Genomic DNA, 26,442 nt, shown 5'->3' with positions numbered 1-26,442 from the left:
TTTAAGTTTTCAAAAAAACTTGTTCAAGCGAACAAGTTGATGATTTATTTTTTCAATTTAGTAAGTGTCGGAATGATTGCAAAGACCACTAAGGCTGATATAATCATTTCTGCGATAGCATTTGTAGAAACAATTGTTGTTAGTAAAGCTTTGATATTTCCATTGAAAACTTTCGCAAAGAAAATAAAAATTCCGCTTAAAACAAAAACAGTATTTGTTAATGACCCAATAATTCCTGATATAACAAGCCCGAATTTAGTGTTAACCATTTTGTAAATGAAATAGGGAAATACACCGATTAGAATTCTTGGAACTAAGGCAATTAGTAATGAGAAGAAATTGCCATGTGTTACAAATGGAGAGAAGAGGTAACTTGTTGGTAAAAGAACGATTGTATTTGTAATGACACTAATGACACCCATCAAACCACCTAAAATGGAGCCGATTTTTGGTCCATAAACAATCGATGCTACAATAACAGGAATATGAACAAGTGTCGGTTTTATAGGGACTGGCCAGAGATTGAAAACTAATGAACTGATAAAATGAATCAGTAACATTATGGCAAAAAAGATTGAAATGGTTGCAATGGTTGATGACTTCGAACGGTTCATGTATTAATTAACTCCTTATAGTTAAATGCTATTATTTTAATCTCTTAAGCTAGTAATTTCAGCCATGATGGTATCAATATCTGCTAAAGCTCCAGTTCCAACATCACCACAAGCCAGTAAACTAGCTTTAGGCTTAATCTCACGGTATCCAAATGTAGCTAAACGAGATAAATTTTCTTGTGTAATGGGGTTTTGATACATTTTTGTATTCATCGCTGGTGCTATCATTTTGCGAACTTCAGGTGGCAAAGCTAAAGCAACACCTGTGATAATGTTATCCGCAAAGCCATATGAAAGATGGGCAATAGTATTGGCACTAGCCGGAGCTACTAAGAATAAGTCTGTGTTTTTAGCCAAATCAATGTGATTAACTTTCATTACATCATCCTCAGCCATTATATCAATATGGACAGTATTTTTTGAAAGAACTTGTAAGGTTAATGGTGTGATAAAAGCTTGGGCAGCTTTACTCATTAAAACAGTAACCTGATAGCCTTCTTTCATTAGTCTACTGGTTAAATCTGCAGCCTTATAAGCTGAAATGCTGCCAGTAACAGCAAGTGTAATATTACTTATCATAGGAAGTCACCCTTTCAAAAATAGCTTGCGCAATTTGCTGATTAGATTCTAACTTTTCTGCCTTATCAGAGGTGACTAAAAATGCCTGGTGACGATCTTTACTGATATTGTTTAAGTCGTTTGTGATAATAGCGGAGGCTTTATTATATTCTAAACTGTCTCTTGCTACGCTAATTAATTCATCCTCTGAAACGTTAACTAACAGTTTAAATCCAATTAATTGAATGGCAGGATTCCATTGTTTGACCAATGAGATAATTTTAGGCGTTTTTTTAAGAAAGAGAACTTGATAATCTGATTGAGAAGAGATTTTGCTTTCACCATTTCTTTTCTCAAGTAAGTCTAAGGGGTTGGATGTCGCTAACAATTCTTCCATATCAGTCATATAAACAGGTGTATAGTCAGATACAGCCATTGCATGGATGAAGCAATCATGTTCCTTGACGAGAGGTTCTAGGCAAGCAGCAAGTTCAGCAACATTACTTATTATTGTCATACTTAAATGAGGATGAAGCTCGGGTTTTACTGCCGAACTTGTTGTTACAAGGGTAACCTCATGACCATGATCTAAAAATAATTGAGCAATTTCTTTGCCAGTTTGACCACTGGAATGATTTGTGATTCCTCTGACCGAATCAATTTTTTCAATGGTTCCCCCGGATGTTATTAAAATTTTCATAAATTTATTTTACACAAAAATCACAAGTTAGTAAACGTTTTTATTTTTAATAAGTAAAGCAATACTAATAGTAGGCATAATAACTATGAAATAAGGAATGAATAAAACAAACGTTCGATTGTTACCTTAAATTTGTAATATATAGAGAGTTGGTATCTTGTAAATCTTTAAAACACGAATATTAGTCTTTTAAAAACCTAAATTTGTTTGTTCAAATCACAACTGTGGTATAATTGTCATATCTAAATTACTAAGGAGTTAAATGTGAAGTCAGATATTGAAATTGCTCAAAGCATAACACTTAAACCTATTACTGAGATTGTTGAAAAAGTTGGAATTTCTTATGATGATATCGAATTGTATGGCAAGTACAAAGCAAAATTATCATTTGAAAAAATTCAATCCTTAGCAAAAAATAAAGTCGGCAAATTGATACTTGTAACTGCTATAAATCCCACACCCGCTGGTGAAGGGAAATCAACAATGAGTATTGGATTAGCAGATGCCCTGAATAAAATTGGAATGAAGACAATGCTAGCTCTTCGAGAACCTTCACTAGGTCCAGTGATGGGAATCAAAGGTGGTGCCGCTGGTGGAGGATTTGCTCAGGTATTACCAATGGAAGATATTAATCTCCATTTTACAGGGGACATGCATGCCATTACAACAGCAAACAATGCGTTATCTGCCTTGATTGATAATCATTTACAACAAGGAAATGAACTTGGGATTGACCATCGTCGGATTATCTGGAAGCGTGTTTTAGATTTAAACGATCGTGCGCTCCGTCAAGTTATTGTTGGATTAGGCAGTCCTTTAAATGGCGTTCCAAGAGAAGATGGTTTTGATATAACCGTTGCTTCTGAAATCATGGCAATTCTATGTCTTTCAACTGATTTATCAGATTTGAAAGAAAGACTAGCAAGTATTGTCATTGCTTATAATAAAGAGCGTCAACCTATTTATGTGAGAGATTTAAAAGTTGAAGGTGCCTTAACCTTAATTCTTAAAGATGCCATTAAACCGAATTTAGTTCAAACGATTTATGGTACTCCCGCATTGGTCCATGGCGGTCCCTTTGCTAATATTGCTCATGGCTGTAATTCAGTACTTGCAACAAGTACAGCGTTACGCTTAGCTGATTATACAGTTACAGAGGCTGGATTTGGGGCTGATTTAGGAGCTGAAAAATTTCTTGATATTAAAGTGCCTAATTTACCAACTACTCCCGATGCAGTTGTGATAGTTGCTACTTTACGTGCTTTAAAAATGCATGGTGGTGTCAATAAAGCTGATTTAAACCATGAAAATATTCAAGCTGTCCGTGACGGCTTTGCCAATCTTAAAAAACATGTGGAAAATATCAGAAAATATAATGTTCCAGCAGTTGTAGCTATCAATGAATTTGTAGCCGATACTGAGGCTGAAATCGCGACGCTTAAGGAATTATGTGCTCAAATAGATGTGCCTGTTGAATTAGCAAGTGTTTGGGCAGATGGAGCTGATGGTGGTGTCGAATTAGCGCAAACATTAGTCAATGTTATTGATAAAGGACAAGCAAATTACAATCGACTTTATGATGCTGAAGATGCTATTGAAGCAAAAATTGAGAAAATTGTTACTGCAATTTATGGTGGTCGTTCAGTCCAATATTCTGGTAAAGCTTTAACACAATTGAAGCAATTTAGAGAATTTGGTTGGGATAGGCTACCAGTTTGTATGGCCAAAACACAATACAGTTTCTCAGATAATCCAAATCTTCTTGGGGCACCAAGTGATTTTGATATTACAATTCGAGAATTTGTGCCAAAAACGGGAGCTGGATTTATTGTTGCTCTAACAGGTGATGTCATGACCATGCCTGGCTTACCAAAGCTACCTGCCGCACTCAATATGGACGTCCTTGAGGACGGTACAGCAATCGGTCTATTTTAATGTAAAAGAGTGGAGGACAAAAATCTATATAACAAGAGAGTCTGAGAACATTGTTCCAGACTCTTTTGTTCATGTCATATGCTATTAGGTAGTTAAAATAATTAGTGAAAGAGGAAGCAATTAAAGCCAAAAATACTATATACTTACCAATCAACAATTTATGCCGTTACTGAAAAAGGGGGCGCTTATACAATTTTTACTTTTGATATTAGAAAGGAATTTAACAAAGGACGGGTGAAAGTTCATGTTGCATTCGATGGTATGGATTATGATGGATCGATTGTTAATATGGGGATAAGAGATAATACCAATGACATCGTTTATATTATTGGAATTCGTAAAGACATACAAAAAACTATCAATAAAACAGTTGGAGAGGTTGTTCAAATTATAGTCCAAGAACGTGAATAAATCTTACTCAGACTTTTCATTAAATATGGTATAATAACTGTGATATTACACTTTATGGAGGATAAAGCAATAAGTAATAAAATTAAAGTGAAACACTTACTCCATAAGAGTAAATTAGGATTTCTCAGGGGAATATTCAGCCGAGTTACAGTCATTGCACTCTTAATCATTATCCAATTACTCTTTTTATTCCTATCCTTTGCCTGGATGGAACAATACCGTTATTGGTTGACAATTATTGAGACTATTTTTTCAATGATGATTGTTTTATATCTTGTAAACAGTGAGATGGATGTTATTTCCCGTGTTACTTGGTTGATATTGATTATGGTTACCCCTTTATTTGGTTCTTTGTTACTAGTTTATACAAAGCTTGATTGGGGATACCGAGGTTTAAAAAATCGCATTAGTGTGTTGGTTGAAGAAAGTAGTCATTTCATGAAGAATGATCATGAAATAATAGAGATATTAAAAGATAACACCTCGACTACTTATCATTTGGTTCAATATTTACAGAGAACCAGCGGAAGTTTTCCTGTTTATGATGGAACAAAAACATCTTATTTTCCTAGTGGTGAAGATTTTTTTGAAACCCTAAAAGAAGAACTTCTTAAAGCTAAAAAGTACATCTTTATGGAATTTTTCATTATTGCTGAAGGACTTATGTGGGGTGAAATTCTTACAATTATTGAAAAAAAAGTAAAAGAAGGAGTTGAGGTCAGAGTCATGTATGATGGCATGACTGAACTTTCGACGCTTTCGTTAGACTACTCAAAAAGATTGACCCGATTGGGGATTAAAGCAAAAGCTTTTCTTCCTATTTCACCAATTATTTCAACTCATTATAATTATCGTGATCACCGCAAAATTGTTGTCATTGATGGTGATATTGCCTTTACCGGAGGAATTAATCTTGCCGATGAATACATTAATGAAATTGACCGATTTGGACATTGGAAAGATGCTGGTTTAATGATTGAAGGAAAAGCAGTAGACAGTTTTCTGGTCCTATTTCTTCAAATGTGGTCCATCACAGAAGAAGATATTATTGTGGAGCCTTATTTGTCGAAACACCTAACACCAATTCCTTCAGATGGATTTGTCATACCTTATGCTGATTCGCCATTGGATACTGATAAAATTGGTGAAAATGTATATATTGATATTTTAAATCACGCTCGAGAATATGTTTATATTATGACACCTTATCTTATTTTGGACAGTGAGATGGAGCATGCTCTGAGATTTGCCGCTGAGCGTGGTGTTGATGTCAGGATTATTATGCCAGGAATACCAGATAAAAAAGTTCCTTATGCGCTAGCTAAAACTTATTATAAAGCATTGATGTCATCAGGTGTTACGATTTATGAGTATGAACCAGGCTTTATTCATTCTAAAATTTTTGTAAGCGACGGCATAAAAGCGGTAGTAGGTTCGATCAATCTTGATTACCGTAGTTTATACCATCATTTTGAATGTGCAACTTATTTGTATCGTGTATCAATCATTTCTGAAATCGTTAACGATTTCCTAGATGCTCAGTCACAATCTAAGTTTGTTACACCTGAAATGGTCAATAACCGTCCATTTCATCAAAAACTTGTTGGCTTATTAGTAAAAACAATTGCACCGCTCTTGTAATAATGACTTCTTTTTGATATCATAGGAATATGCGATGAGTCGATTGTGGTTTTTAACCACTATTGCGCAGGGGAGGTCATTAAGGCAGGAGCCGACTTTGTTAAATTGTGTGAACCTTTTTAGCACATTCTTTGAATGCCCCTAACCTCTGTCTCTTGACAGAGGTTTTTTTGCCTTTTCAAGTGACGATTTTTACGCTATAATAATAAAAAATAAATTTTTTGAAAATTAGAAATATAATAAACAATAGTTTTAGTGAGGTATTTAGATGGGTTATACAGTAGCAATAGTAGGGGCAACAGGAGCCGTTGGAACGCAAATGATTAATATGTTGGAAGAGTCTAGCTTACCAATCGAAAAAGTTAGGTTACTTGCATCAGCACGTTCTGCTGGAAAGACATTACAATTTAAAAATGAACAAATTACTATAGAAGAAACCACTGAAGATGCATTTGAAGGCGTTGATATTGCTTTGTTTTCAGCGGGAGGATCAACTTCTGCCAAATTTGCACCCTATGCTGTAAAAGCTGGGGCTGTGGTTGTTGACAATACGTCACACTTTAGACAACACCCATATGTTCCCCTTGTAGTTCCGGAAGTTAATCCGCAATCAATGGACCAACATAATGGTATTATTGCATGTCCTAATTGTTCAACGATTCAAATGATGGTTGCATTAGAACCGATTCGTCAAAAATGGGGCTTGGAACGAATCATTGTTTCCACTTACCAGGCTGTTTCTGGTGCTGGACAAACTGCTATCAATGAAACCCTTAATCAATTTAGTCAAGTGATTAATGATGGGGTTAATCCGAAGGATACGACTGCATCAATCTTACCTTGTTCAGGAGATAAGAAACATTTTCCGATTGCTTTCAACGCTATACCTCAAATTGATGTTTTCACTGATAATGATTATACTTATGAAGAAATGAAAATGACTAATGAGACTAAAAAGATTATGTCTGATGATACTATTAAAGTGTCAGCGACATGTGTTCGCATTCCAGTTCTATCAGCTCATTCCGAATCTGTATACATTGAAACAAAAGAGATTGCTCCAATTGAAGAGGTTAAGTCAGCGATTGCTAATTTCCCTGGTGCTGTCCTTGAAGATGATTTGGCTAATCAAGTCTACCCACAAGCTATTAATGCTGTAGGGTCAAAAGATACTTTTGTTGGTCGTATCAGAAAAGATTTAGATATTGAAAATGGTATTCATATGTGGGTAGTATCTGATAATCTTTTAAAAGGTGCTGCTTGGAATTCCGTGCAAATCGCTGAAACCTTACATGAGCGTGGCCTCGTTAAGGCAAGTAAAGAATTAATGTTTGATCTCCTATAAAATCCCACTGAGGTAGAAAATAGATAGAAGGTGCCTAATGTCTTATTCTCACTTAAAAAACTGTAAAATAATTACAGCGCTAGTCACACCTTTTCATGTAGATAGTCGATTAATTTTGAAGCTTTACCAAAACTAATCGACTATCTATTGGATCATCATACTGATGCAATTCTTTTAGCTGGGACAACAGCTGAAAGTCCGACTCTTACCCATCAAGAGGAGCTTGAATTATTCTCTGCTGTGCAAAAGATTGTAAAAGGTAGAGTCCCACTTATTGCTGGTATCGGTACAAATGATACGAGAGACTCAGTCGATTTTGCTAAAGAAGTTGATGCTTTTGGTGGTTTTGCTGCTAGATTGGTAATTGTTCCTTATTATAATAAACCGTCCCAAGAAGGCCTATATCAGCATTTTAAAGCGATTGCTGATGCTAGTAATCTGCCAATTGTCATTTACAATATTCCTGGCCGCGTAGTAGTTGAGCTCCATCTCGATACTTTGTTGAAATTGGCTAAGCATCCAAATATTATTGGTGTTAAAGACTGTACCAATCTGGATCATTTAGCTTATATTATTGAGAATAAATCAGAAGAATTCTTAGTTTATACTGGCGAGGACGGACAAGCTTTCCACGCTATGAACTTAGGTGCAAATGGTTTAATCAGTGTTGCTACACATACCAATGGTGATGACCTCTTTGATATGTTTCAGGCGATTGAAGCAGGCAATATTAAAGAAGCTACTAAAATTCAAAGACAGTTTTTCTTCCAAAAGTAAACGCCTTGTTTTCTGTAGCCAGTCCTGCCCCAGTAAAAGCTGTTTTAAATTACCAAGGATTCGATGTTGGGCCGCTAAGATTGCCATTAGTTGCCTGTATCAGAGAAGAAGCCGATAAAATTATTGGACTTGTTCTAAATAATGCCCCTAAAGAATATGTGACGAAAGGTGTTTTGAGACCAGATTATTAATCTTTTCAAACGCGTAAAAGCGACCACAACAGTCTTACGTGAAAACAAGAACTTGACAAATAAGCAAAAGATTTGCATAATGTAAGTAAGTTGAAAACAAGATGAAAAGAGGCGAATCAATGCAAATAATTAAACGTGATGGACAAGTTGCAGAATTTAACCCCGAAAAAATTTATCAAGCAATCATTAAAGCTGCTCAAACAGTTTATGTCATTGATGAAACTTGGCGTCAAAATTTAGCCAAAGTTACTAAAAAAGTTGTCCTAGATTTAGAAGAAGCACAAGTTGAAAGGCCAACAATTAATATGATTCAGTCCTTGGTCGAAAATAGATTAATGGATGCTGGGTTTATTAATGTGGCCGAACATTATATTTCATATCGTCTTCAAAGAGATCTTGAACGTAACGGCTATGGTGATAGCGTTATTGTTCATTTAAGGTTTGAGCAAACAAAATAAAAGAAAGCAGAAGCTTTCTTTTATTTTAGCCAATTTTTTAAGACTAAAGGTAAGGTCTTACTTAATTTAAACGTAATATAATAAGCTTTCTTTTCATTGATTAAGTGATTAGAGGCTTTTTTTACTGAATTGGGAATTATTGTCTTTTTAGGTAATTGAATAATTAAGTCTGTCGGGCTAATTCGATAATCATTACTAATGGGGTTACCTTCTAAAATAGCTTCGAGGTAACTTCTATTCGAAGAGAAATAATGAATTTGATTTTTGACATTTTTAGTAAACATTCCGTTAGATAAATAGAGCGCTAAAGCTTTTTGCATAATCAAATTGGTGTCCAAATCAATCAAAGCCTTATGGCGAATAAAATCAGTCTGGAGTTCCAAAGGTAGTGCAAGCGCAGCAATTCGTAATGATGGAAAAACAGTCATCGAGAAAGATTTGAGGTAGATAACTCGATTATTAGTGTCATAATAATGAATAGGCGCATCATTGCCTTTAGCAAAATCTCCAAGGTAATCATCTTCAATAATATAGACATTATAACGATTAGCTAAGTCAACAATCTTTTCTTTTTCTTCTTTAGAATAGGACAAGCCCATGGGATTTGAGAAACGAGAAATGGTATAAAAAAATTTAATTTCACCAGTCTTAAAGATGGTCTCTAATGCTTTTAAATCAAAGCCTGAGAAGTTTCTTTCAATACTGTGATAAGGAATAGCTAAGATTTGTAACAAGTGCTCCATTCGTGCGTAAGTCGGTTTCTCAATTAAGATAGAATGGTTACCATTTGGAAAAGGCATTTGGCTTAAAATGTATAAGGCTTGCTGACTTCCAGAAGTGACCATAATATTTTTGAGCGACGAATAAACTTGATTATTTGACAAATATAGCGAAAGTGCTTGGATGAGTTCATCTAACCCCTCTTCTTTATGATAGTAACTAAACAATTGGTTTTCCTGACGCTCTATAGCTTGCGTAAGACACTGTTTAAAATCTTCAAAGGCTTCGTGGTTAACGTCCTCAATACTTTTATTTGTTTGAGATGTCTTATCCTTAATCTTACCTAAAACATAATAGCCACTCTTAGAAACAGGGTAGATCAGGTTAGCATATTTTAATTCTAAGAGTGCTCTTTGAACAGTGTCTTTACTACAGTTGTAGTCCTTACTAATTTGTCTAATAGAAGGTAATTTATTGCCTTCCACATAACAATTGTTAGTAATAGCTTGTGTTATGTCAGTTACAATTTTTTGGTAGATACTTGTCATTATTTGTCCCCATACAGATTTGATTATATTTTATCCTAAAAAATGACGCTAAGCAACACTTAACTGATCATCATTTGACTTAAGTTCATAGATTGACAAAGCTCTGCTAATTTGCCATAATGACTATATGTAATTGCCGTAGAAACGGCTTTTTTGATGAGTTAGGGCGAAAGTTTATAGCTCTGCGATTTGTGAAAGGAAAGAACTTTGATCTAATCAGGGTTGACGAATGTATGAGTATCTTAGAAGTAAAAAATTTAAGTCACGGTTTTGGTGACCGTGCGATATTTGAAAATGTCTCTTTCAGACTATTAAAAGGTGAACATATTGGACTAGTTGGGGCTAATGGTGAAGGTAAATCGACCTTTATGAGTATTGTAACCGGTCATTTAATTCCTGATGAGGGAAAAGTTGAGTGGTCTAAATATGTCACAGCTGGTTACCTTGATCAACATACCGTCCTTGAACCAGGACAAACTGTTCGTGATGTCTTACGGACAGCATTTGATGAACTCTTTAAAACTGAAGCTAGAATCAATGATATTTATATGACGATGGCTGATGAGGGAGCTGATGTTGATGCTTTGATGGAAGAAGTTGGTGAACTTCAAGACCGCCTTGAATCTCGCGATTTTTATATTCTTGATGCAAAAATTGACGAAGTGGCTCGCGCTCTTGGTGTCATGGATTTTGGCATGGATTCTGATGTGACAGAACTATCCGGTGGTCAACGAACAAAAATTTTATTGGCTAAGTTACTTTTAGAAAAACCAGATATTTTACTATTAGATGAACCAACCAACTATTTGGATGCTGAACACATTGATTGGTTGAAACGCTATCTCCAAAACTATGAGAATGCTTTTGTTTTAATTTCTCATGATATACCATTCTTAAACGATGTGATTAACATTGTTTATCATGTGGAAAGTCAAGACCTTGTTCGTTACTCAGGTGATTATTATCAATTTAAAGATGTTTATGAAATGAAAAAATCACAATTAGAAGCTGCCTATGAGCGTCAACAAAAAGAAATTGCTGATTTACAAGATTTCGTTAATAGAAACAAAGCCCGAGTCGCCACTAGAAACATGGCTATGTCAAGGCAAAAGAAACTTGATAAAATGGATATCATTGAATTACAGGCTGAAAAACCTAAGCCAAGTTTTGAATTTAAAGAATCTAGAACACCAAGTCGATTTATTTTTCAAGCGCGTGATTTAGTTATTGGTTATGATCGCCCATTAACTAAAAATCCTTTGACATTGAACTTTGAACGTAATCAAAAAATTGCCATTACTGGAGCAAATGGTATTGGTAAGTCTACCTTGCTTAAAAGTCTTCTAGGATTAATCCAGCCCCTTTCAGGTGATGTTGAACGTGGTGACTTTATTGAATTAGGTTACTTTGAACAAGAAGTTGCTGGCGGAAATCGCCAAACCCCACTTGAAGCAGTTTGGGACGCATTCCCTGCGTTAAATCAAGCTGAAGTACGGGCTGCCTTAGCAAGATGTGGCTTAACCTCTAAACATATTGAGAGTCAGATTCAAGTCTTATCAGGTGGGGAACAAGCAAAGGTTAGATTTTGTCTATTAATGAACAGAGAAAACAATGTTTTAGTTCTAGATGAGCCAACCAATCATTTGGATGTCGATGCAAAAGATGAACTACGTCGTGCTTTACAAGCTTACAAAGGGTCAATATTAATGGTCTGTCACGAACCAGAATTCTATGAAGGTTGGGTTTCAGATGTTTGGGACTTTAATCAATTAACTTAAGAATAACTAAAAACCTAGAAAATATTTCTAGGTTTTTGTGCGTTTAACTTGACCATTAAAAAAGAAAATACTATAATGACAATATAAATTAAATAACGTGTTGTCACTTTTATGAACCAATTAAACTCTGGTCACAGAGTAATAATATGTCTTATTTAGTCTAGTATTCACTGGGCCCGATGGAGTGAATGTAAACTATTTCTAGGAGGGAAAAGTCATGTTATCTCAAGAAAAAATTGATGAAGTTGTAGATCATGTAGCTGACTATGCAAAAAAATCTCTAGGGACTTTTGCAACTATCCAAGTAGCTGAAAACAAACCATTACCTGAAAAGATTAAAGAAAAAGTTGAGCATAAAAAAGATGAGATTCGCAAAGAAGATGAAGCAAGGAGAAAAGTTATGTTTAAGAAAATGAGAACACCAGAACCAGTCAATGCAAATAAAAAAAATAAAGTTGATTTTAAAGATGTCTTTCAATTACTTATCCTATTAGTTCCAGTGGTTAAGTTATCTAAAAAAATATTAAATGATCGTAAAATGAAGTAGGGATATTATGAAAAACAAAAAGTCAGGGCTACTGATCGGTCTATTAACTGGAACGATTGCGGCAGTTGTATCCTATTTGACGCTACCACAATCTGATAAAAGACACCTTACTGAGGCTGTTAATGATCGAGTGAAAGAGTTACAGGCTAATATTGCTCGTATAAAAAAACTATTTTGATAAGACAATTCATTATATTAGTCGGTATCGCTGTTTACGGATAAATTTATCTCTTTGATAAAAAGAGTATTGACGTCTGCGAATTAGAAAGGGTGATAGTTAACAAATGACTCCTTGTTCGACTTGATAAACCGAACAAGATATATGATAAGACACAAAAAGAGGCCAGTTAGCCTCTTTTATTTTGGAATAATAACACGAATTGCCTTATTTAACACAGTTAATTGGATTGGTAGGCGGCTACTTTTATCACCATCTACTCGTGTCCGAGGATTAAATGGTCGATGTGAATTGACGGGTTCTAGTCTAAGTGTCTTGGCACTAAAATGTCTAATTTCCTTTGCTTTTGAAAAATCACCTCGATAAAACTCTTTTCGATGCCGTAAAAATTTGAAAAAAGAGACTTTTTTCATCGTATAGACTTGAAAACAACCATCATCAATTGCTGCATCAGGGGAAAAAGATGGCATCCCAGCGATGGTATTTGTCATTGTTATCAAGAGAAATTTAAGCTGGCTCTTATAGGCGGTTTTCTGATCATCAATAATGATTGAATACGTTCTATTTCGTCTAAGAATACGCCAACCATCTTTCAAAAATGCCAATGGCCCTAAGCGTCGTTTACTCTCGGATGTAACATTAGCAGCAATATCAGCTAAAAGACCTAAGGTTAAACTGCTAATCATATAATTGTTGTTTACACGACAAATATCAACAGCCTTTTCTTGCCCTTCAAATAGATTATCAATAGCTGCTTGGTAGTCTAATGGAATCCCAAGAGCTTTAGCAAAATTATTAACAGTACCAGATGGAATAAGTCCTATTGCTGAATGCGAACCACCCTCATAGACTCCGGAGATAACTTTATTAATCGTGCCATCCCCACCAAGGGGAATAATCCAATCAACACCATTTTGGGAGGCGGCTTGAGCTAATAAAAAAGATTCGTCAATTGTTCTAGGAATAACAATGCTAATGTCAGAAGATGAAATACCTTTTTCAATTAATGATTTCTTGACCTGACTAGCTAATAAATCGTTTTTTTTACCTGACTTAGGATTAAAGAATATTGCAACACTTGTCATTTGTTCCTCTTTTCTAATTGTCCTTATTATACCACTAATTGTTTTGAAAGACATTAAAGAGGTTAGCCAACTGACCAACCTTTTTAAGAAGTGATGGATTAATTCTTCCCTAGAGCATATAATAAACAATTGCTATATACTGTAAAGCGGAAGCTAGGAGGATAAACAAATGCCAAATCATATGATTGTAGGGTTTCTTTTTGGCATAGAAAGCTGCGCCAATTGTATAAGATAGACCTCCTAAAAGCATGAGAATACCAAATACTAAGCCTGTTTTTTGAATGAGGATTGGTAAGATAAAGACGATCAGCCAACCCATAATAAGGTATAAGGATAAACTAAATTTTTCGTTGATATTTTTTGCGAAAATCTTGTAGAGAATCCCAAAAATGGTAATGCCCCATTGTAAACTGATTATCGTATAGCCTAGCCAACCACCAACTAATGATAGTGCAACTGGGGTATAAGAACCAGCAATAGCGATATAAATCATACTGTGGTCAATAATACGGAGGACATATTTTTGAGGTGAGCCATAGGACATGGAATGGTAGATTGCCGATGACAAAAACATCAAAAAAAGACTTATGACAAAAATTGATGCGCCGACAGCTGCCTTCAAATGATAAGTTTGATAGGAATAAATAGCAGTGATAGGAAGAAGGACAAGCATAATAACTGAACCAACAGCATGAGTAGTGGCGTTGGCAACTTCCTCACCGAAAGTTAATTGGAGACTTTGTTTAAAGGTTTGATTCATTAGCCGTTACCTCCTGATCGCTATCAATAAGTTGCAAGGTTTGAAAATAACATTTAACAGTTTGACAGGCTGCAATGATTATTTCTGGAGTCTCATCTGTGATGTCATCATTCCAATAATCTACAAAAGTATCATACAGACTTTGTGAATTTGTCTCTGATTGTAAGCTACTTAGAACGTGAGCAATTGTTTGAATCGGAAAGGCATTTTTTAGAATGGTGACTGCTATCAGCCTTGCAACTTGTTGCCTTTGATATTTCTTTTTAATGGGTTTGGCCAAATAGCCATGTTTGACATAATTATTAATCATCGATGCAGTAATTTCTTTTTGGATACTAGAATGATTAAAATGCGTCATCTTATTGGTATAAAGTAATAATTGATCTAAGTAGAGATCAAGTTCTGGTAATTGCTCCCATTTTGGTAGTATTGGAAATTCCATTTTAAAAACTCCTTTATCTGATTTTGATAACTAGATATTAACATTATAGAAAAAATAAATCAAGAGAAAAATGTAAAGCGAGCTGTTTTTTGGGACTTGATCTCTTAAATCTGTCAACTTTGAAGCAATATCACTAAAAAAATGGTAGAATAAACTATGTATGTAGTAATTGAGGTAGCAGTATCTCACTATTTTACTCCAAAATAGATCAGAACTTAAATGCTATTTAAGTTGAAAGGAAATTATCATGGCTATCATTCAATGGTTCCCGGGACACATGTCCAAAGCCAGACGACAAGTACAAGAAAATATTAAACATGTTGATTTTGTGACCATCTTAGTTGATGCACGCTTACCTTTATCCAGTCAAAATCCGATGTTAACCAAAATTGTTGGTGATAAACCTAAACTAATGATTTTGAATAAAGCAGATTTAGCTGATAAAAGTATGACAAAAGAGTGGCGTCAATTCTACGAGAAGCAAGGCATTAAAACACTAGCCATCAATTCCAAAGAGCAATCAACAGTCAAAAAAGTGACTGATGCGGCAAAAGACTTGATGGCAGACAAAATTCAAAAATTACGCGACCGCGGTATTCAAAAAGAAACTCTAAGAACAATGATTATCGGGATTCCAAATGCTGGGAAATCAACCTTAATGAACCGTTTAGCGGGTAAGAAGATTGCCGTTGTTGGTAATAAACCAGGGGTTACTAAGGGTCAACAGTGGTTAAAATCAAATAAAGATTTAGAAATTTTGGATACGCCAGGGATACTTTGGCCAAAATTTGAAGACCAAACAGTTGGGCTTAAGTTAGCTTTAACAGGTGCAATCAAAGATCAATTGCTACCTATGGATGAAGTGACTATTTTTGGTTTAAATTACTTTAAAGAGCACTATCCAAATCGTTTGCTTGACCGTTTTAAAGGGATTAACCTCGAAGACGAGGCTCCAGAAATCATTATGACAATGACTAAAAAGCTTGGCTATAGAGATGATTATGACCGATTTTACAATCTTTTTGTTAAAGAAGTGCGTGATGGAAAATTGGGTGTCTTTACTCTTGATCAAGTAGGTGATAGTGATGGCTTTGACGATTAAAGAAATCAAACAGCAATTAGAGGACATAAATGACCTCTCTAACCCTCTCTTTGCTACTTTTGATACAGATAGCCGAGCAGGGGTCAAGAAGGCCTCTGAGGCAAGAAAAAAGGCTATTCAGGCTATACTTGATGAAGACCAGCGCCTAGAGAATATGTTACGCTATGAAAAAGCTCTATATGCTCAGGGCTATCAAGCCATTGCTGGTATCGACGAAGTTGGTCGTGGACCACTTGCTGGACCAGTTGTCGCAGCCTGTGTCATTTTACCTAAGAATTGTAAAATTACAGGATTAAATGACTCAAAAAAGATACCAAAATCTAAGCATGAAACGATTTATAATCAGGTTGTCGAGCAGGCTTTGGCAATCGGGATTGGTTTAATGACCAATGAAGTCATTGATGAGGTCAATATCTATCAAGCTACTAAATTAGCGATGCAAGCAGCTATTAATAACTTACAAGGACAAGGCGAGGTTTTGAAACCTGACTTTCTCTTGATTGATGCAATGCAACTTGATAATTCTATTCCTCAAAAATCAATTATTAAAGGGGATGCTAATTCCTTGTCTATAGCGGCAGCTTCAATTGTTGCTAAGGTTACTCGCGATCGCTTGATGGCTGATTACGATAAGGCTTATCCTGGTTACGATTTTGCCAAAAATGCAGGTTATGGAACAAAAACGCATCTAGAAGGGTTACGTAATTTGGGTGTGACTGAGATTCACCGTCAAACCTTTGAACCTGTTAAGTCCATGCTTTAGTACTAGTTTTTAAGAGGATAGCTGAAGTTGTCTAGACAGTGCTTTGGTAAACTTACTCTGAGGAGAAATCTAATGACAGAATTTGAAAAAATGATTGCCGGTCAGATGTATAATGCTGGTGATGCTGACTTGAAAGACATGCGTCAGAAAAAACGGGAATTGATGACACTTTTTAATAATGAACTTGATGGGGATAAACGGAGTCAACTTTTGAAAGGGTGGCTTGGTTCAACTGGTGAAAACATCTATATGGAAGCTAATTTTTCCTGTGATTATGGGTCAAATATTTATCTTGGTGACAATTTTTATGCTAATTTTAATACGACCATGTTGGATGTCTGTGAAATTAGAGTTGGTAAGAATGCCATGTTCGGTCCGAATTGTCAATTATTAACGCCCTTGCATCCACTTGATGCTGAGGAAAGAATTGCTGGACTTGAGTATGGTGCCCCAATAACCATTGGTGATAATGTTTGGCTTGGTGGTGGTGTAACTATTCTACCAGGCGTTACGTTAGGAGATAATGTTGTCGTTGGAGCTGGTAGTGTCGTTACTAAATCTTTCGGAGATAACATTGTTATTGCAGGTAACCCTGCTCGTATCATAAAATCATTATAATTCCTAAAAAATTTTTTAGGGATTTTTTTATTTTTTTCGAATAATATAGTGAGAGGTATTTTATGAATAATTTTGAACTATATAAATTAAAAAAAGCTGGTCTAGAAAATCACCATATTTTAAAAATAATTGCTTATCAGGAGAAGTATGGCAAAAAACTGTCTATAAGAAATATAGCCCTTGTATCTGAATGTAAACAACCAATTATTTTTATTGAAAATTATAAATCTTTGGACATTTGTTCATTAAAAAAAGAATTCAATCTTTTCCCTTCTGTTTCAATTTTTGACAAAAATTATCCTACTTCCTTAAAATCAATCTATAATCCACCTGTTCTCTTATTTTATCAAGGTGATTTGGATTTATTAAGTCATCCGATTTTAGGTGTTGTAGGGTCACGTAAAGCAAGTGATAATGGTATTAAAGCCGTTGATAAAATTATTGAAGAATTGAACAGCAAATTTGTCATTGTCAGTGGCTTAGCAAGAGGAATTGATACGGCAGCTCATTTTGCAGCTATCAAAAATGGTGGAAAGACAATTGCAGTAATTGGCTCAGGACTCTCTAATTATTATCCCAAAGAAAACCATCGTTTACAAAAGCACATTGCTAAAAACCAATTACTCTTAAGTGAGTATGGCCCCAATGAAGCACCCTTAGCTTATCATTTCCCACAACGGAATCGGATAATTGCAGGGCTATCATTAGGAATCATTGTCTGTGAAGCAAAAGTACGGTCTGGAAGTTTAATTACTTGCAAGTTTGCACTGGATGAAGGAAGAGATATTTTTGCGATACCAGGAACGATTGTCAATAATAATTCAGAAGGGTGTCACCAGATGATCAAAGACGGTGCCAAATGTCTAACAAATGGTCTAGACATCTTATCAGAATATCAAAATAGTTAAACTTTCTTCTATATAATAAATTTTTTTATTGACAGTTCCAAAAAAATGGGATATTATTCTATAAGCTTTAACCAATAAGTTATAGGAAGTGTGTCAATTTGGTAACGAAAACTACAAGTAAGGCAAAAACCGCTAGTAAAAAAGCCACCAGTAAGAAAAAAACGACTAGTCCCAAAAAGAACTTAGTCATCGTAGAATCACCTGCAAAAGCAAAAACAATTGAAAAATATTTGGGGCGTAACTATAAGGTAGTTGCATCGGTTGGACATATTCGTGATTTAAAAAAATCTTCAATGTCCATTGATTTTGAAAACAACTATGAACCAGAGTATATCAATATTCGTGGTAAAGGTCCTTTAATTAATTCTCTCAAAAAAGAAGCAAAAAATGCTAAACAAGTCTATTTGGCAAGTGACCCGGACCGTGAAGGAGAAGCTATTTCATGGCACTTATCACATATTTTAGGACTGAATCCTGAAGATAAAAACCGTGTTGTCTTTAACGAAATAACAAAAGATGCCGTGAAAAACGCCTTTGTTGAGCCTCGTCAAGTCGACATGAATTTGGTTGATTCACAACAAGCCAGACGCGTTTTAGACCGTATCGTCGGTTACTCAATCTCCCCAATTCTTTGGAAAAAAGTTAAAAAAGGGTTATCTGCAGGACGTGTTCAATCTGTTGCCTTAAAGCTCATTATTGATCGCGAAAATGAAATCAAAGCTTTCAAACCTGAAGAATATTGGACTATTGATGGATTATTCAAAAAAGGAACTAAAAAATTTCAAGCTTCATTTTATGGAGTTGATGGTAAGAAAGTCAAGTTAGAGACAAATGATGATATCAAAGAGGTTCTTTCTAGATTAAAAGATGATGATTTCTCAGTAGAAAAAGTTGAGAAAAAGGAACGACGTCGGAATGCGCCATTGCCATATACAACATCATCAATGCAACAAGATGCTGCTAATAAAATTAACTTCCGTACTCGTAAAACAATGATGGTTGCTCAACAGTTATATGAAGGAATTAATTTAGGTAGCCAAGGGACACAAGGTTTAATAACCTATATGCGTACCGATTCAACTCGTATCAGTCCTTCCGCACAAAATGATGCTGCGCAATTTATCAGTAGTCGTTTTGGTAGTCATTATTCTAAACATAGCAGTCGTGTCAAAAATGCAAGTAGTGCTCAAGATGCCCATGAAGCCATTAGACCATCTAGTGTTAATCACACACCAGAGTCTATTGCTAAATTCTTAAATAAAGATCAGCTCAAGTTATATACTTTAATCTGGAATCGTTTTGTTGCTAGTCAGATGACAGCAGCTATCTTTGATACTGTTAAAGTAACTCTTGAGCAGAATAAGGTCACCTTTATTGCCAACGGTAGTCAAATTAAGTTTGATGGTTATATGGCTGTTTACAATGACTCTGATAAAAATAAGATGTTGCCTGAAATGTCTGAGGGAGAAACTGTAAAACGAGCTTCTATTTCCCCAGAGCAACATTTTACTCAGCCTCCTGCACGCTATTCTGAAGCAACTCTAATTAAAACGCTTGAGGAAAACGGGGTTGGTCGACCATCAACCTATGCACCAACATTAGAAGTTATTCAAAGACGGTACTATGTTAAGTTAGCAGCCAAACGCTTTGAGCCAACTGAATTAGGAGAAATTGTTAACAAATTGATTGTAGAATTCTTCCCTGACATTGTTGATGTTGCGTTTACTGCAAGTATGGAATTTGAACTTGATCAGGTTGAAGAAGGTCAAGTAGAGTGGCAATCAGTTATTGACCATTTCTACAAACCATTTTCAAAGGAATTAGTAAAGGCAGAAGAAGAGATTGAAAAAATCCAAATCAAAGATGAACCAGCGGGCTTTGATTGTGACTTATGTGGTCACCCAATGGTTGTTAAATTAGGTCGATTTGGAAAATTCTATGCATGTAGTAATTTCCCTGAGTGTCGTAATACCAAAGCTATCACAAAAGAAATCGGGGTTACTTGTCCTATTTGTAAAGAAGGCCAAGTAATTGAACGGAAGACAAAGCGTAATCGTGTCTTTTATGGCTGTGATCGTTATCCAGAATGTGAGTTTACTTCTTGGGACATTCCAGTGGGCAGAAGTTGTCCAAAATCTGGAGATTATTTAGTTGAGAAGAAAATCCGTGGTGGTGGAAAGCAAGTCATTTGTAGCAATGAAAACTGTGACTATAAAGAAGAAAAAGTAAAATAAAAAGAATTTTAGTTTTTCCTAAAATTCTTTTTTTAATTCGTTTTAATCGTTGCTAGTAGCTCCTCAACCATCGGTCTAAAAGAGTAGTCATCTCTATAAGCAATCCCAATGGGGTAAAAATCATTTTTATCTTGGAAAGGTATCCAAACCAATCCTTCGATTTGACTTAGGGGTTGAAATTCACTGGCCAAGATTGCTACAGCATTTAAACTTTTTAAACTATGAATGATAACTTCCCAATCATCGTGTTTAAAGACAATATCCGGTTCAAATCCGAGTGCTCTAGCACGACGCGGTAGCATTTCACCAAGCATAAAATTTTCTGATAAAGAGGCGAATTTACAATTTTTTAAGTCACTTAAGCGTAAACTTTCCTTATTTGCTAAAGAATGACTTTCTGGAAGTACTATACTAACTTGATAGCCTTTTGTCGTTGTTTGTAAGGGCTCGATTGTAATATTGTTATAGATACTTGGAAATGAAAGTAGCCCTATGTCAATTTCTCCTAAAGACAACAGTTCTTGTAACTTGCGAGAACCATCCTGAATCATTGATACTTCAACATTTGAATGCTTTGCCATGAACGTTGAAATTTGCTTCATAAATTGAATAGCGAAGAGTCCTGTTAAACCAATTCTGATGGTCTCTTTCTTTTCCTGACCAAGTAATTGGATTTCATCTACAATTTGATTGAATTCCGTTACGAGATATTTTCCTCTTTTATAGAGAATTTTTCCAGCTTCAGTGAGGAGAAGTTGGCGCCCACTTTGAGAGAATAAAGTTGTGTTTAATTCAGATTCGAGCTTTTTGATAGATTGGGATAATGTTGGTTGGGTCACAAATAAACTCTTCGCAGCATGCGAATAGTTTTTTGTTTCAGCAACTGTAATAAAATAAGTTAATTGTCTGATATCCATGTTAATTCCTTTTCTCAATTTTAGTATAGCATATTTTATCAGTATTATGATTGCTCATATTAGAATTGTAAAGATTTATAACAGTAAAACTTATAGCACTATAAGTTTTACTTAGTTCTATTATCAAAAAAACTATGTTAGTATGTATATTGTTAGTGAAATCACAAACATAAATTATAGAGGAGACATCTTATGTCAGAAGTTATGAAAAAACAGACAGCTAGATCGTTTACAATGAATGTACTAAACGGGTTAGCTTTAGGTACCGTCATCGTTTTAATTCCTGGAGCTATATTAGGGGAATTAATGAAAGCTCTTTTACCAATGTGGTCAGGTTTTGGAACCCTAATAGCTGCAGCAGGATTAGCCACGTCGATGATGGGGCTTGTTATTGGGATGCTAGTTGGTAATAATTTTAAATTTAATCCTATTCAATCTGCTTCATTAGGTTTAGCAGTAATGTTCGCTGGTGGTGCAGCCAATTTTGTCAAAGGAGCATTTATGCTTCAAGGTACTGGTGACATCATTAATATGGGTATTACAGCAGCACTTGGCGTATTATTGATTCAATTCTTGTCAGATAAAACGAAATCATTTACATTGATTGTTGTACCAACTGTTACTTTATTATTAATAGGTGGTATGGGACGTGCCCTTTTACCATATGTTAAAATGATTACAGCGATGATTGGTCAAGCTGTGGCTTCATTACTTGGTTTACAACCAATTTTAATGTCAATCTTGATTGCGATGATTTTCTGTTTCCTTATTGTTTCACCAATTACAACTGTTGGTATTGCCTTAGCAATTAGTTTAGCAGGTATTGGCTCTGGAGCAGCCAATCTTGGTATCTGTGCAGCAAGCTTTGGTCTTTGTATGGCTGGTTGGGCAGTTAACTCAAAAGGTACAGCATTAGCTCATGTACTTGGTTCACCCAAAATTTCAATGGCTAATGTATTAGCTAAACCAATTATTATGTTACCCATGTTATCTTCAGCTGCTGTACTTGGTGTTTTAGCTGCATTATTTAACATTCAAGGTACACCTGCAAGTGCTGGATTTGGTATCAGTGGTCTGATTGGTCCAATCAATGCTTTAAACTTAGCTAAAGGTGGTTGGTCATTTACCAACATTCTTATTGTTGTTATTGTCTTTGTAGTAGCTCCAATTGTATTGAGCTTTGCATTTAACTATTTATTTATTAAAGTATTAAAAGTTATCGATCCTAACGACTATAAATTAGATATTTAGTAAGGAGAAATAGATGAAATTAAAATGTTTTAACGTCCGCGGTGAAGAAGCAGTGCTTGTTGAACAATGGGCAAAAAATAATCAAATTGAAGTATCATTAGAGGAAGGGCCATTAACTCCAGAAACAGCTAAAAATGCTGCTGGTTTTGACGGTGTTGTTAATGCCCAAATTGGCCCACTAGATGATGCTGTATACCCAATTTTAAAAGAACTCGGAATTAAACAAATTGCACAACGTAGTGCAGGTGTGGATATGTATAACTTAGATTTAGCCAAAGCTAATGATATTATTATCAGCAATGTTCCAAGTTATTCACCTGAGTCAATTGCTGAATTCACAGTAACAATTGCTTTGAATTTAATCCGCAAAGTGGAATTGATCCGTGAAAATGTTAAAAAACAAAACTTCACATGGAGCCTTCCTGTTCGTGGGCGCGTCTTAGGTGATATGACCGTTGCTATTATTGGTACGGGAAGAATTGGCCTTGCGACAGCTAAGATTTTCAATGGATTCGGATGTAAAGTTGTTGGTTTTGATATCTACCAGAGCGCTGCTGCAGAAGAAATTTTGGAATATAAGGAATCTGTCGAAGAAACAATTAAAGACGCTGATGTGATCTCACTTCATATGCCACCAACTGCTGAAAATATGCATATCTTTAATAAGGATATGTTTAGTAAGTTTAAAAAAGATGCTATCTTATTAAATATGGCACGTGGTGCTCTAATTGAAACTCAAGATTTACTTGATGCTTTAGACAATGGTCTTCTAGCTGGTGCTGGAATTGATACTTATGAATTTGAAGGGCCATACATTCCTAAGAATTTTGAAAACCAAGAAATCACTGATGCACTATTTAAACAATTGATTACTCATGATAAAGTTATTTACACACCTCACGCTGCTTATTACACAGATGAAGCTGTTAAAAACTTAGTTGAAGGAGGTTTGAATGCAGCTGTTCAAGTCATTGAAACTGGAACAACTGACACACGTGTTAACTAATTTATTTACAAGAAAAAGTCCGTTATAACGGACTTTTTTTAAAATGTCCATTATAACGGACTTTTTCTATAATGTCTGCTATAATAGACATAGTGAAGGAGAAAATTATGAACTATCTAGCAATAATAGGTGATGTGATTGATTCAAAGTCACTGGAAAATCGTTATGACGTCCAAAACAGTTTCAAAGCTTGTCTTCAATCCATTAATGAAAAGTATCAAAAAAAAGTAGTTTCAAAATTCTCATTGACATTAGGAGATGAATTCCAGGGACTTCTTTCTACCCAGGTCAATATTTTTCAAGTAATTGATGATATTAGTATGATGATGAAACCATACCAAATTCGTTTTGGTATTGGAGTAGGTCAAATATTAACGGATATTAATCCAGACATCAGTATTGGTGCTGATGGTCCTGCATATTGGAATGCCAGAAAAGCCATTAACTATATTCATGAAAAAAATGATTATGGACAAAACCATTTAGCATTTCAATCTGATAATGAATCAACAAGTAAGGTCATTAATAGTCTGTTAGCAGCAGGAGAAGCCATCAAAAACAATTGGGTGACTAGTCAACAAGAGGTTTTTGAAACTATGCTATCAGAAAATATCTATACTGAGGATTTTAATCAAGCCTTATTAGCAAAAGAAATGAGACTGGATCCAAGTGCTCTCTCCAAACGTCTCAAATCAAGTAGTGTTAAAGTTTACTTTAGGACTAGGTTAACAGCATGTGACCTCTATCAGCAAGAGCTTGAGGAGGAAAGTAAATGACTGGATTATCGACATTTTTAAAAGACAACCCACTAGTAACACTTTATTTCATAGCTCATTTTTTGTCTGATTTTCAATTGCAGAGCCAAGAAATAGCAGATAAAAAGAACAGTGATAAGAACTTTCTTATCAAGCATCTATTAGGCGTTGCTTTGCCACTAGTAGTGATTTCTATCATTGTACCATCAACTGTCAGCATTAGCTTGCTTCTATGGCTAAGCCATGCAGTTATTGATTTCAGTAAACCCTACTTAGCAAAACTGTTGAAACTTAGTCAGATTAAGAGCTTTGCTATTGACCAAATCCTCCATATCTTATGTATCCTAGGGGTTATTTTCCTATTGTGGGAAGGGCATGTTCCTAATTTTTTAAATAATCCTTATCTGAGAATAATATTATTTATGGTTTTAATTACTAAACCAAGTAATATTGCTTTTAAGATTTTTTTTGACCGCTTTCAACCGCGTTCGCAAAGTAAATTGGATACTATTAGTGGTGCAGGTGCCATGATTGGTAATTTGGAAAGAATTGTTATTGGAATCTGTATGGTAATGGGACAGTTTGCATCAGTTGGGCTAGTTTTTACAGCTAAATCAATTGCTCGTTATGATAAAATTTCTAAAGACCCAGTTTTTGCTGAGTATTATTTAATTGGTTCTTTATTTAGTATTTTATCTGTTTTTGTAGCAGCTTGGATTTGTTTCTTTTAAAAAAGATGACATAACTATAGTTATGTAGAAAATGTGATACTTTTGATTTTAACGTAAATTTGCTATAATGTAACAAGTAAAAATTTTAGAAAGATTTGTGGAGGTCATAAGCTCCAAAGAGGTATTAGTCTATTGTCTCAATCTTATATTAATGTAATTGGTGCTGGTTTAGCCGGCTCAGAAGCGGCTTATCAAATTGCTAAGCGTGGTATTCCTGTAAAATTATATGAAATGCGTGGTGTTAAACCAACACCTCAGCATAAAACCTCAAATTTTGCTGAATTGGTTTGTTCTAACTCTTTCCGTGGTGATAGCCTTACAAATGCTGTCGGATTACTGAAGGAAGAAATGCGTCGTTTAGACTCAATTATCATGCGGGCTGGTGAAGAACACCGCGTTCCTGCTGGTGGAGCAATGGCTGTTGACCGTGAGGGCTATGCAGAAGCAGTTACTGCAGAGTTGGAAAATAATCCACTAATTGAAGTAATTCGTGGTGAAATCACAGAGATTCCTGATGATGCAATTACTGTTATTGCAACTGGTCCTTTGACGTCAGATGCCTTAGCTGAGAAAATCCATGATTTAAATGGCGGAGACGGCTTCTATTTTTATGATGCAGCAGCTCCGATCATTGATAAGTCAACAATTGACATGAACAAGGTTTATCTCAAATCACGCTATGACAAAGGAGAAGCTGCTTATCTCAACTGTCCAATGACTAAAGAGGAGTTCATGGCATTTCATGAGGCGCTGACAACAGCTGAAGAAGCACCGCTTAATTCTTTTGAAAAAGAAAAATACTTCGAAGCTTGTATGCCGATTGAAGTTATGGCTAAACGTGGCATTAAAACAATGCTCTACGGGCCGATGAAACCAGTTGGGTTAGAATATCCAGAAGATTACACCGGACCACGTGACGGCGAATTTAAGACGCCTTATGCAGTCGTTCAATTACGTCAGGATAATGCTGCGGGAAGTCTTTATAACATGGTTGGTTTCCAAACCCATTTGAAATGGGGCGAGCAAAAACGTGTTTTCCAAATGATTCCTGGTTTAGAAAATGCTGAATTTGTAAGATATGGTGTGATGCACCGTAACTCATATATGGATTCTCCAAATTTATTAGAGGAAACATTCCAATCACGCGCCAACCAAAATCTCTTCTTTGCTGGTCAAATGACGGGTGTTGAAGGTTATGTAGAGTCTGCAGCTTCTGGTTTAATTGCGGGTATTAATGCAGCTCGTCTCTTTAAAGGTGAAGAAAAAGCAGTCTTCCCAAATACAACAGCAATTGGTAGCCTGCCATATTATGTTACACATGCAGAAAGCAAGCATTTCCAACCAATGAATGTGAACTTCGGTATTATCAAAGAACTAGAAGGCAAACGAATCCGTGATAAAAAAGAACGTTATGAAGCTATTGCTAATCGTGCATTAGCAGATTTAGAACCATTTTTATGTTTATAAAA

General features: G+C 35.3%; 26 protein-coding genes and 1 pseudogene. 19 read left to right on the top strand and 8 right to left on the bottom strand.

Annotated elements, in window-relative coordinates; translation table 11 throughout:
- Positions 1 to 44: 44 nt before the first annotated feature.
- From ACVRZD_RS00675 to ACVRZD_RS00665, 3 genes are read right to left on the bottom strand one after another with little or no spacing between them, the layout of a single operon-like run.
- Positions 45 to 614, bottom strand: coding sequence for an ECF transporter S component (locus ACVRZD_RS00675; RefSeq protein ID WP_037624594.1), 570 nt, complete (start codon positions 612 to 614; stop codon positions 45 to 47).
- 36 nt (positions 615 to 650) lie between these two features.
- Positions 651 to 1,193: a phosphopantothenoylcysteine decarboxylase gene (gene coaC / locus ACVRZD_RS00670; protein ID WP_037624592.1), complete on the bottom strand. Its 543-nt coding sequence runs from the start codon at positions 1,191 to 1,193 to the stop codon at positions 651 to 653.
- Complete coding sequence (locus tag ACVRZD_RS00665) at positions 1,183 to 1,872, bottom strand: phosphopantothenate--cysteine ligase (RefSeq protein WP_037624590.1); 690 nt, start codon at positions 1,870 to 1,872, stop codon at positions 1,183 to 1,185. Before ACVRZD_RS00665 ends, coaC begins: the two co-directional genes overlap by 11 nt.
- A gap of 264 nt (positions 1,873 to 2,136) precedes the next feature.
- Here ACVRZD_RS00665 and ACVRZD_RS00660 point away from each other — a divergent pair, with 264 nt between their 5' ends.
- From ACVRZD_RS00660 to ACVRZD_RS00635, 6 genes and pseudogenes are all read left to right on the top strand, one after another.
- On the top strand, positions 2,137 to 3,807 hold the full coding sequence (locus ACVRZD_RS00660) for a formate--tetrahydrofolate ligase (RefSeq protein WP_037624588.1): 1,671 nt from the start codon (positions 2,137 to 2,139) through the stop codon (positions 3,805 to 3,807).
- 132 nt (positions 3,808 to 3,939) lie between these two features.
- The gene (locus ACVRZD_RS00655) at positions 3,940 to 4,218 is read left to right on the top strand and encodes a DUF1905 domain-containing protein (RefSeq protein ID WP_037624586.1); all 279 of its coding nucleotides are present in this window, start codon (positions 3,940 to 3,942) and stop codon (positions 4,216 to 4,218) included.
- Positions 4,219 to 4,272: 54 nt separating this feature from the next.
- Entirely contained in the window at positions 4,273 to 5,859 is a 1,587-nt protein-coding gene (cls, locus tag ACVRZD_RS00650; RefSeq protein WP_037624584.1) for a cardiolipin synthase, read from the top strand.
- Positions 5,860 to 6,127: 268 nt separating this feature from the next.
- Entirely contained in the window at positions 6,128 to 7,204 is a 1,077-nt protein-coding gene (locus ACVRZD_RS00645; RefSeq protein ID WP_037624581.1) for an aspartate-semialdehyde dehydrogenase, read from the top strand.
- Between the two features lie 37 nt (positions 7,205 to 7,241).
- A pseudogene (dapA, locus tag ACVRZD_RS00640) lies at positions 7,242 to 8,172 on the top strand (4-hydroxy-tetrahydrodipicolinate synthase).
- Between the two features lie 119 nt (positions 8,173 to 8,291).
- Positions 8,292 to 8,630, top strand: coding sequence for an ATP cone domain-containing protein (locus tag ACVRZD_RS00635; protein ID WP_447450165.1), 339 nt, complete (start codon positions 8,292 to 8,294; stop codon positions 8,628 to 8,630).
- Positions 8,631 to 8,650: 20 nt separating this feature from the next.
- On the opposite strand, the gene ACVRZD_RS00630 is transcribed toward ACVRZD_RS00635, so the two are convergent.
- Positions 8,651 to 9,898, bottom strand: a complete 1,248-nt coding sequence (locus ACVRZD_RS00630; protein ID WP_037624579.1) for an aminotransferase-like domain-containing protein — start codon at positions 9,896 to 9,898, stop codon at positions 8,651 to 8,653.
- 233 nt (positions 9,899 to 10,131) lie between these two features.
- On the opposite strand from ACVRZD_RS00630, the gene ACVRZD_RS00625 reads away from it, so the two are divergent.
- The 3 genes from ACVRZD_RS00625 to ACVRZD_RS00615 all read left to right on the top strand — a co-directional run bounded on the left by ACVRZD_RS00625 (position 10,132) and on the right by ACVRZD_RS00615 (position 12,401).
- Entirely contained in the window at positions 10,132 to 11,676 is a 1,545-nt protein-coding gene (locus ACVRZD_RS00625; RefSeq protein ID WP_037624577.1) for an ABC-F family ATP-binding cassette domain-containing protein, read from the top strand.
- A gap of 217 nt (positions 11,677 to 11,893) precedes the next feature.
- Positions 11,894 to 12,223 (top strand): hypothetical protein, encoded by a 330-nt coding sequence (locus ACVRZD_RS00620; RefSeq protein ID WP_447450164.1) that lies wholly within the window; start codon positions 11,894 to 11,896, stop codon positions 12,221 to 12,223.
- 7 nt (positions 12,224 to 12,230) lie between these two features.
- On the top strand, positions 12,231 to 12,401 hold the full coding sequence (locus tag ACVRZD_RS00615) for a hypothetical protein (RefSeq protein ID WP_230588919.1): 171 nt from the start codon (positions 12,231 to 12,233) through the stop codon (positions 12,399 to 12,401).
- A gap of 179 nt (positions 12,402 to 12,580) precedes the next feature.
- Here ACVRZD_RS00615 and ACVRZD_RS00610 read toward each other — a convergent pair whose 3' ends face one another.
- The 3 genes from ACVRZD_RS00610 to ACVRZD_RS00600 all read right to left on the bottom strand — a co-directional run bounded on the left by ACVRZD_RS00610 (position 12,581) and on the right by ACVRZD_RS00600 (position 14,688).
- On the bottom strand, positions 12,581 to 13,486 hold the full coding sequence (locus ACVRZD_RS00610; RefSeq protein WP_037624575.1) for a diacylglycerol/lipid kinase family protein: 906 nt from the start codon (positions 13,484 to 13,486) through the stop codon (positions 12,581 to 12,583).
- Positions 13,487 to 13,595: 109 nt separating this feature from the next.
- Positions 13,596 to 14,246: a PAQR family membrane homeostasis protein TrhA gene (trhA, locus tag ACVRZD_RS00605; RefSeq protein WP_037624572.1), complete on the bottom strand. Its 651-nt coding sequence runs from the start codon at positions 14,244 to 14,246 to the stop codon at positions 13,596 to 13,598.
- Entirely contained in the window at positions 14,230 to 14,688 is a 459-nt protein-coding gene (locus ACVRZD_RS00600) for a DUF1836 domain-containing protein (protein WP_037624571.1), read from the bottom strand. The genes trhA and ACVRZD_RS00600 overlap by 17 nt, the downstream gene beginning before the upstream one ends.
- Positions 14,689 to 14,935: 247 nt before the next feature.
- Here ACVRZD_RS00600 and ylqF point away from each other — a divergent pair, with 247 nt between their 5' ends.
- The 5 genes from ylqF to topA all read left to right on the top strand — a co-directional run bounded on the left by ylqF (position 14,936) and on the right by topA (position 20,313).
- Positions 14,936 to 15,790, top strand: coding sequence for a ribosome biogenesis GTPase YlqF (gene ylqF, locus ACVRZD_RS00595; RefSeq protein ID WP_037624569.1), 855 nt, complete (start codon positions 14,936 to 14,938; stop codon positions 15,788 to 15,790).
- Positions 15,774 to 16,553, top strand: a complete 780-nt coding sequence (gene rnhB, locus ACVRZD_RS00590; RefSeq protein WP_447450163.1) for a ribonuclease HII — start codon at positions 15,774 to 15,776, stop codon at positions 16,551 to 16,553. Before ylqF ends, rnhB begins: the two co-directional genes overlap by 17 nt.
- Before the next feature lie 72 nt (positions 16,554 to 16,625).
- On the top strand, positions 16,626 to 17,171 hold the full coding sequence (locus ACVRZD_RS00585; protein ID WP_447450162.1) for a sugar O-acetyltransferase: 546 nt from the start codon (positions 16,626 to 16,628) through the stop codon (positions 17,169 to 17,171).
- Positions 17,172 to 17,233: 62 nt separating this feature from the next.
- Positions 17,234 to 18,079 (top strand): DNA-processing protein DprA, encoded by an 846-nt coding sequence (dprA, locus tag ACVRZD_RS00580; RefSeq protein ID WP_037624564.1) that lies wholly within the window; start codon positions 17,234 to 17,236, stop codon positions 18,077 to 18,079.
- 98 nt (positions 18,080 to 18,177) lie between these two features.
- On the top strand, positions 18,178 to 20,313 hold the full coding sequence (gene topA, locus ACVRZD_RS00575; RefSeq protein WP_037624562.1) for a type I DNA topoisomerase: 2,136 nt from the start codon (positions 18,178 to 18,180) through the stop codon (positions 20,311 to 20,313).
- A 32-nt stretch (positions 20,314 to 20,345) separates the two neighbouring features.
- Here the strand turns inward: topA and ACVRZD_RS00570 are convergent, their stop codons facing one another.
- Positions 20,346 to 21,230 carry a LysR family transcriptional regulator gene (locus ACVRZD_RS00570; protein ID WP_037624560.1) on the bottom strand — a complete coding sequence of 295 codons (885 nt, stop codon included), beginning with the start codon at positions 21,228 to 21,230 and terminating at the stop codon, positions 20,346 to 20,348.
- Positions 21,231 to 21,422: 192 nt separating this feature from the next.
- Between ACVRZD_RS00570 and ACVRZD_RS00565 the strand changes: the two genes are divergently transcribed.
- The 5 genes from ACVRZD_RS00565 (at position 21,423) to trmFO (ending at position 26,440) form a co-directional block, all read left to right on the top strand.
- A complete protein-coding gene (locus tag ACVRZD_RS00565) occupies positions 21,423 to 22,481 on the top strand; it encodes a PTS sugar transporter subunit IIC (protein WP_037624558.1) in 1,059 nt (352 codons plus the stop codon).
- A gap of 13 nt (positions 22,482 to 22,494) precedes the next feature.
- Positions 22,495 to 23,487: a D-lactate dehydrogenase gene (locus tag ACVRZD_RS00560; RefSeq protein ID WP_447450161.1), complete on the top strand. Its 993-nt coding sequence runs from the start codon at positions 22,495 to 22,497 to the stop codon at positions 23,485 to 23,487.
- A 107-nt stretch (positions 23,488 to 23,594) separates the two neighbouring features.
- Entirely contained in the window at positions 23,595 to 24,263 is a 669-nt protein-coding gene (locus tag ACVRZD_RS00555; RefSeq protein ID WP_037624555.1) for a SatD family protein, read from the top strand.
- Positions 24,260 to 24,973 carry a DUF3307 domain-containing protein gene (locus ACVRZD_RS00550; protein ID WP_037624553.1) on the top strand — a complete coding sequence of 238 codons (714 nt, stop codon included), beginning with the start codon at positions 24,260 to 24,262 and terminating at the stop codon, positions 24,971 to 24,973. The genes ACVRZD_RS00555 and ACVRZD_RS00550 overlap by 4 nt, the downstream gene beginning before the upstream one ends.
- 132 nt (positions 24,974 to 25,105) lie before the next feature.
- Positions 25,106 to 26,440, top strand: a complete 1,335-nt coding sequence (gene trmFO, locus ACVRZD_RS00545; RefSeq protein WP_037624551.1) for a methylenetetrahydrofolate--tRNA-(uracil(54)-C(5))-methyltransferase (FADH(2)-oxidizing) TrmFO — start codon at positions 25,106 to 25,108, stop codon at positions 26,438 to 26,440.
- Positions 26,441 to 26,442 lie beyond the last annotated feature (2 nt).

Source organism: Streptococcus hongkongensis (genome assembly GCF_053206145.1).
This window is presented reverse-complemented; position numbering and strand designations above follow the sequence as displayed.

What these genes read in the sequence shown, in the direction of transcription:
- ACVRZD_RS00555 (WP_037624555.1), top strand. Translation starts at nt 23,595, where the DNA reads ATGAACTATCTAGCAATAATAGGTGATGTGATTGATTCAAAGTCACTG.
- coaC (WP_037624592.1), bottom strand. Translation starts at nt 1,193, where the DNA reads ATGATAAGTAATATTACACTTGCTGTTACTGGCAGCATTTCAGCTTAT.
- ACVRZD_RS00645 (WP_037624581.1), top strand. Translation starts at nt 6,128, where the DNA reads ATGGGTTATACAGTAGCAATAGTAGGGGCAACAGGAGCCGTTGGAACG.
- ACVRZD_RS00565 (WP_037624558.1), top strand. Translation starts at nt 21,423, where the DNA reads ATGTCAGAAGTTATGAAAAAACAGACAGCTAGATCGTTTACAATGAAT.
- trhA (WP_037624572.1), bottom strand. Translation starts at nt 14,246, where the DNA reads ATGAATCAAACCTTTAAACAAAGTCTCCAATTAACTTTCGGTGAGGAA.
- rnhB (WP_447450163.1), top strand. Translation starts at nt 15,774, where the DNA reads ATGGCTTTGACGATTAAAGAAATCAAACAGCAATTAGAGGACATAAAT.
- ACVRZD_RS00630 (WP_037624579.1), bottom strand. Translation starts at nt 9,898, where the DNA reads ATGACAAGTATCTACCAAAAAATTGTAACTGACATAACACAAGCTATT.
- ACVRZD_RS00620 (WP_447450164.1), top strand. Translation starts at nt 11,894, where the DNA reads ATGTTATCTCAAGAAAAAATTGATGAAGTTGTAGATCATGTAGCTGAC.
- ACVRZD_RS00585 (WP_447450162.1), top strand. Translation starts at nt 16,626, where the DNA reads ATGACAGAATTTGAAAAAATGATTGCCGGTCAGATGTATAATGCTGGT.
- ACVRZD_RS00550 (WP_037624553.1), top strand. Translation starts at nt 24,260, where the DNA reads ATGACTGGATTATCGACATTTTTAAAAGACAACCCACTAGTAACACTT.
- ACVRZD_RS00665 (WP_037624590.1), bottom strand. Translation starts at nt 1,872, where the DNA reads ATGAAAATTTTAATAACATCCGGGGGAACCATTGAAAAAATTGATTCG.
- ACVRZD_RS00600 (WP_037624571.1), bottom strand. Translation starts at nt 14,688, where the DNA reads ATGGAATTTCCAATACTACCAAAATGGGAGCAATTACCAGAACTTGAT.
- dprA (WP_037624564.1), top strand. Translation starts at nt 17,234, where the DNA reads ATGAATAATTTTGAACTATATAAATTAAAAAAAGCTGGTCTAGAAAAT.
- ACVRZD_RS00610 (WP_037624575.1), bottom strand. Translation starts at nt 13,486, where the DNA reads ATGACAAGTGTTGCAATATTCTTTAATCCTAAGTCAGGTAAAAAAAAC.
- ACVRZD_RS00625 (WP_037624577.1), top strand. Translation starts at nt 10,132, where the DNA reads ATGAGTATCTTAGAAGTAAAAAATTTAAGTCACGGTTTTGGTGACCGT.
- ylqF (WP_037624569.1), top strand. Translation starts at nt 14,936, where the DNA reads ATGGCTATCATTCAATGGTTCCCGGGACACATGTCCAAAGCCAGACGA.
- ACVRZD_RS00675 (WP_037624594.1), bottom strand. Translation starts at nt 614, where the DNA reads ATGAACCGTTCGAAGTCATCAACCATTGCAACCATTTCAATCTTTTTT.
- cls (WP_037624584.1), top strand. Translation starts at nt 4,273, where the DNA reads ATGGAGGATAAAGCAATAAGTAATAAAATTAAAGTGAAACACTTACTC.
- ACVRZD_RS00635 (WP_447450165.1), top strand. Translation starts at nt 8,292, where the DNA reads ATGCAAATAATTAAACGTGATGGACAAGTTGCAGAATTTAACCCCGAA.
- ACVRZD_RS00615 (WP_230588919.1), top strand. Translation starts at nt 12,231, where the DNA reads ATGAAAAACAAAAAGTCAGGGCTACTGATCGGTCTATTAACTGGAACG.
- ACVRZD_RS00560 (WP_447450161.1), top strand. Translation starts at nt 22,495, where the DNA reads ATGAAATTAAAATGTTTTAACGTCCGCGGTGAAGAAGCAGTGCTTGTT.
- ACVRZD_RS00570 (WP_037624560.1), bottom strand. Translation starts at nt 21,230, where the DNA reads ATGGATATCAGACAATTAACTTATTTTATTACAGTTGCTGAAACAAAA.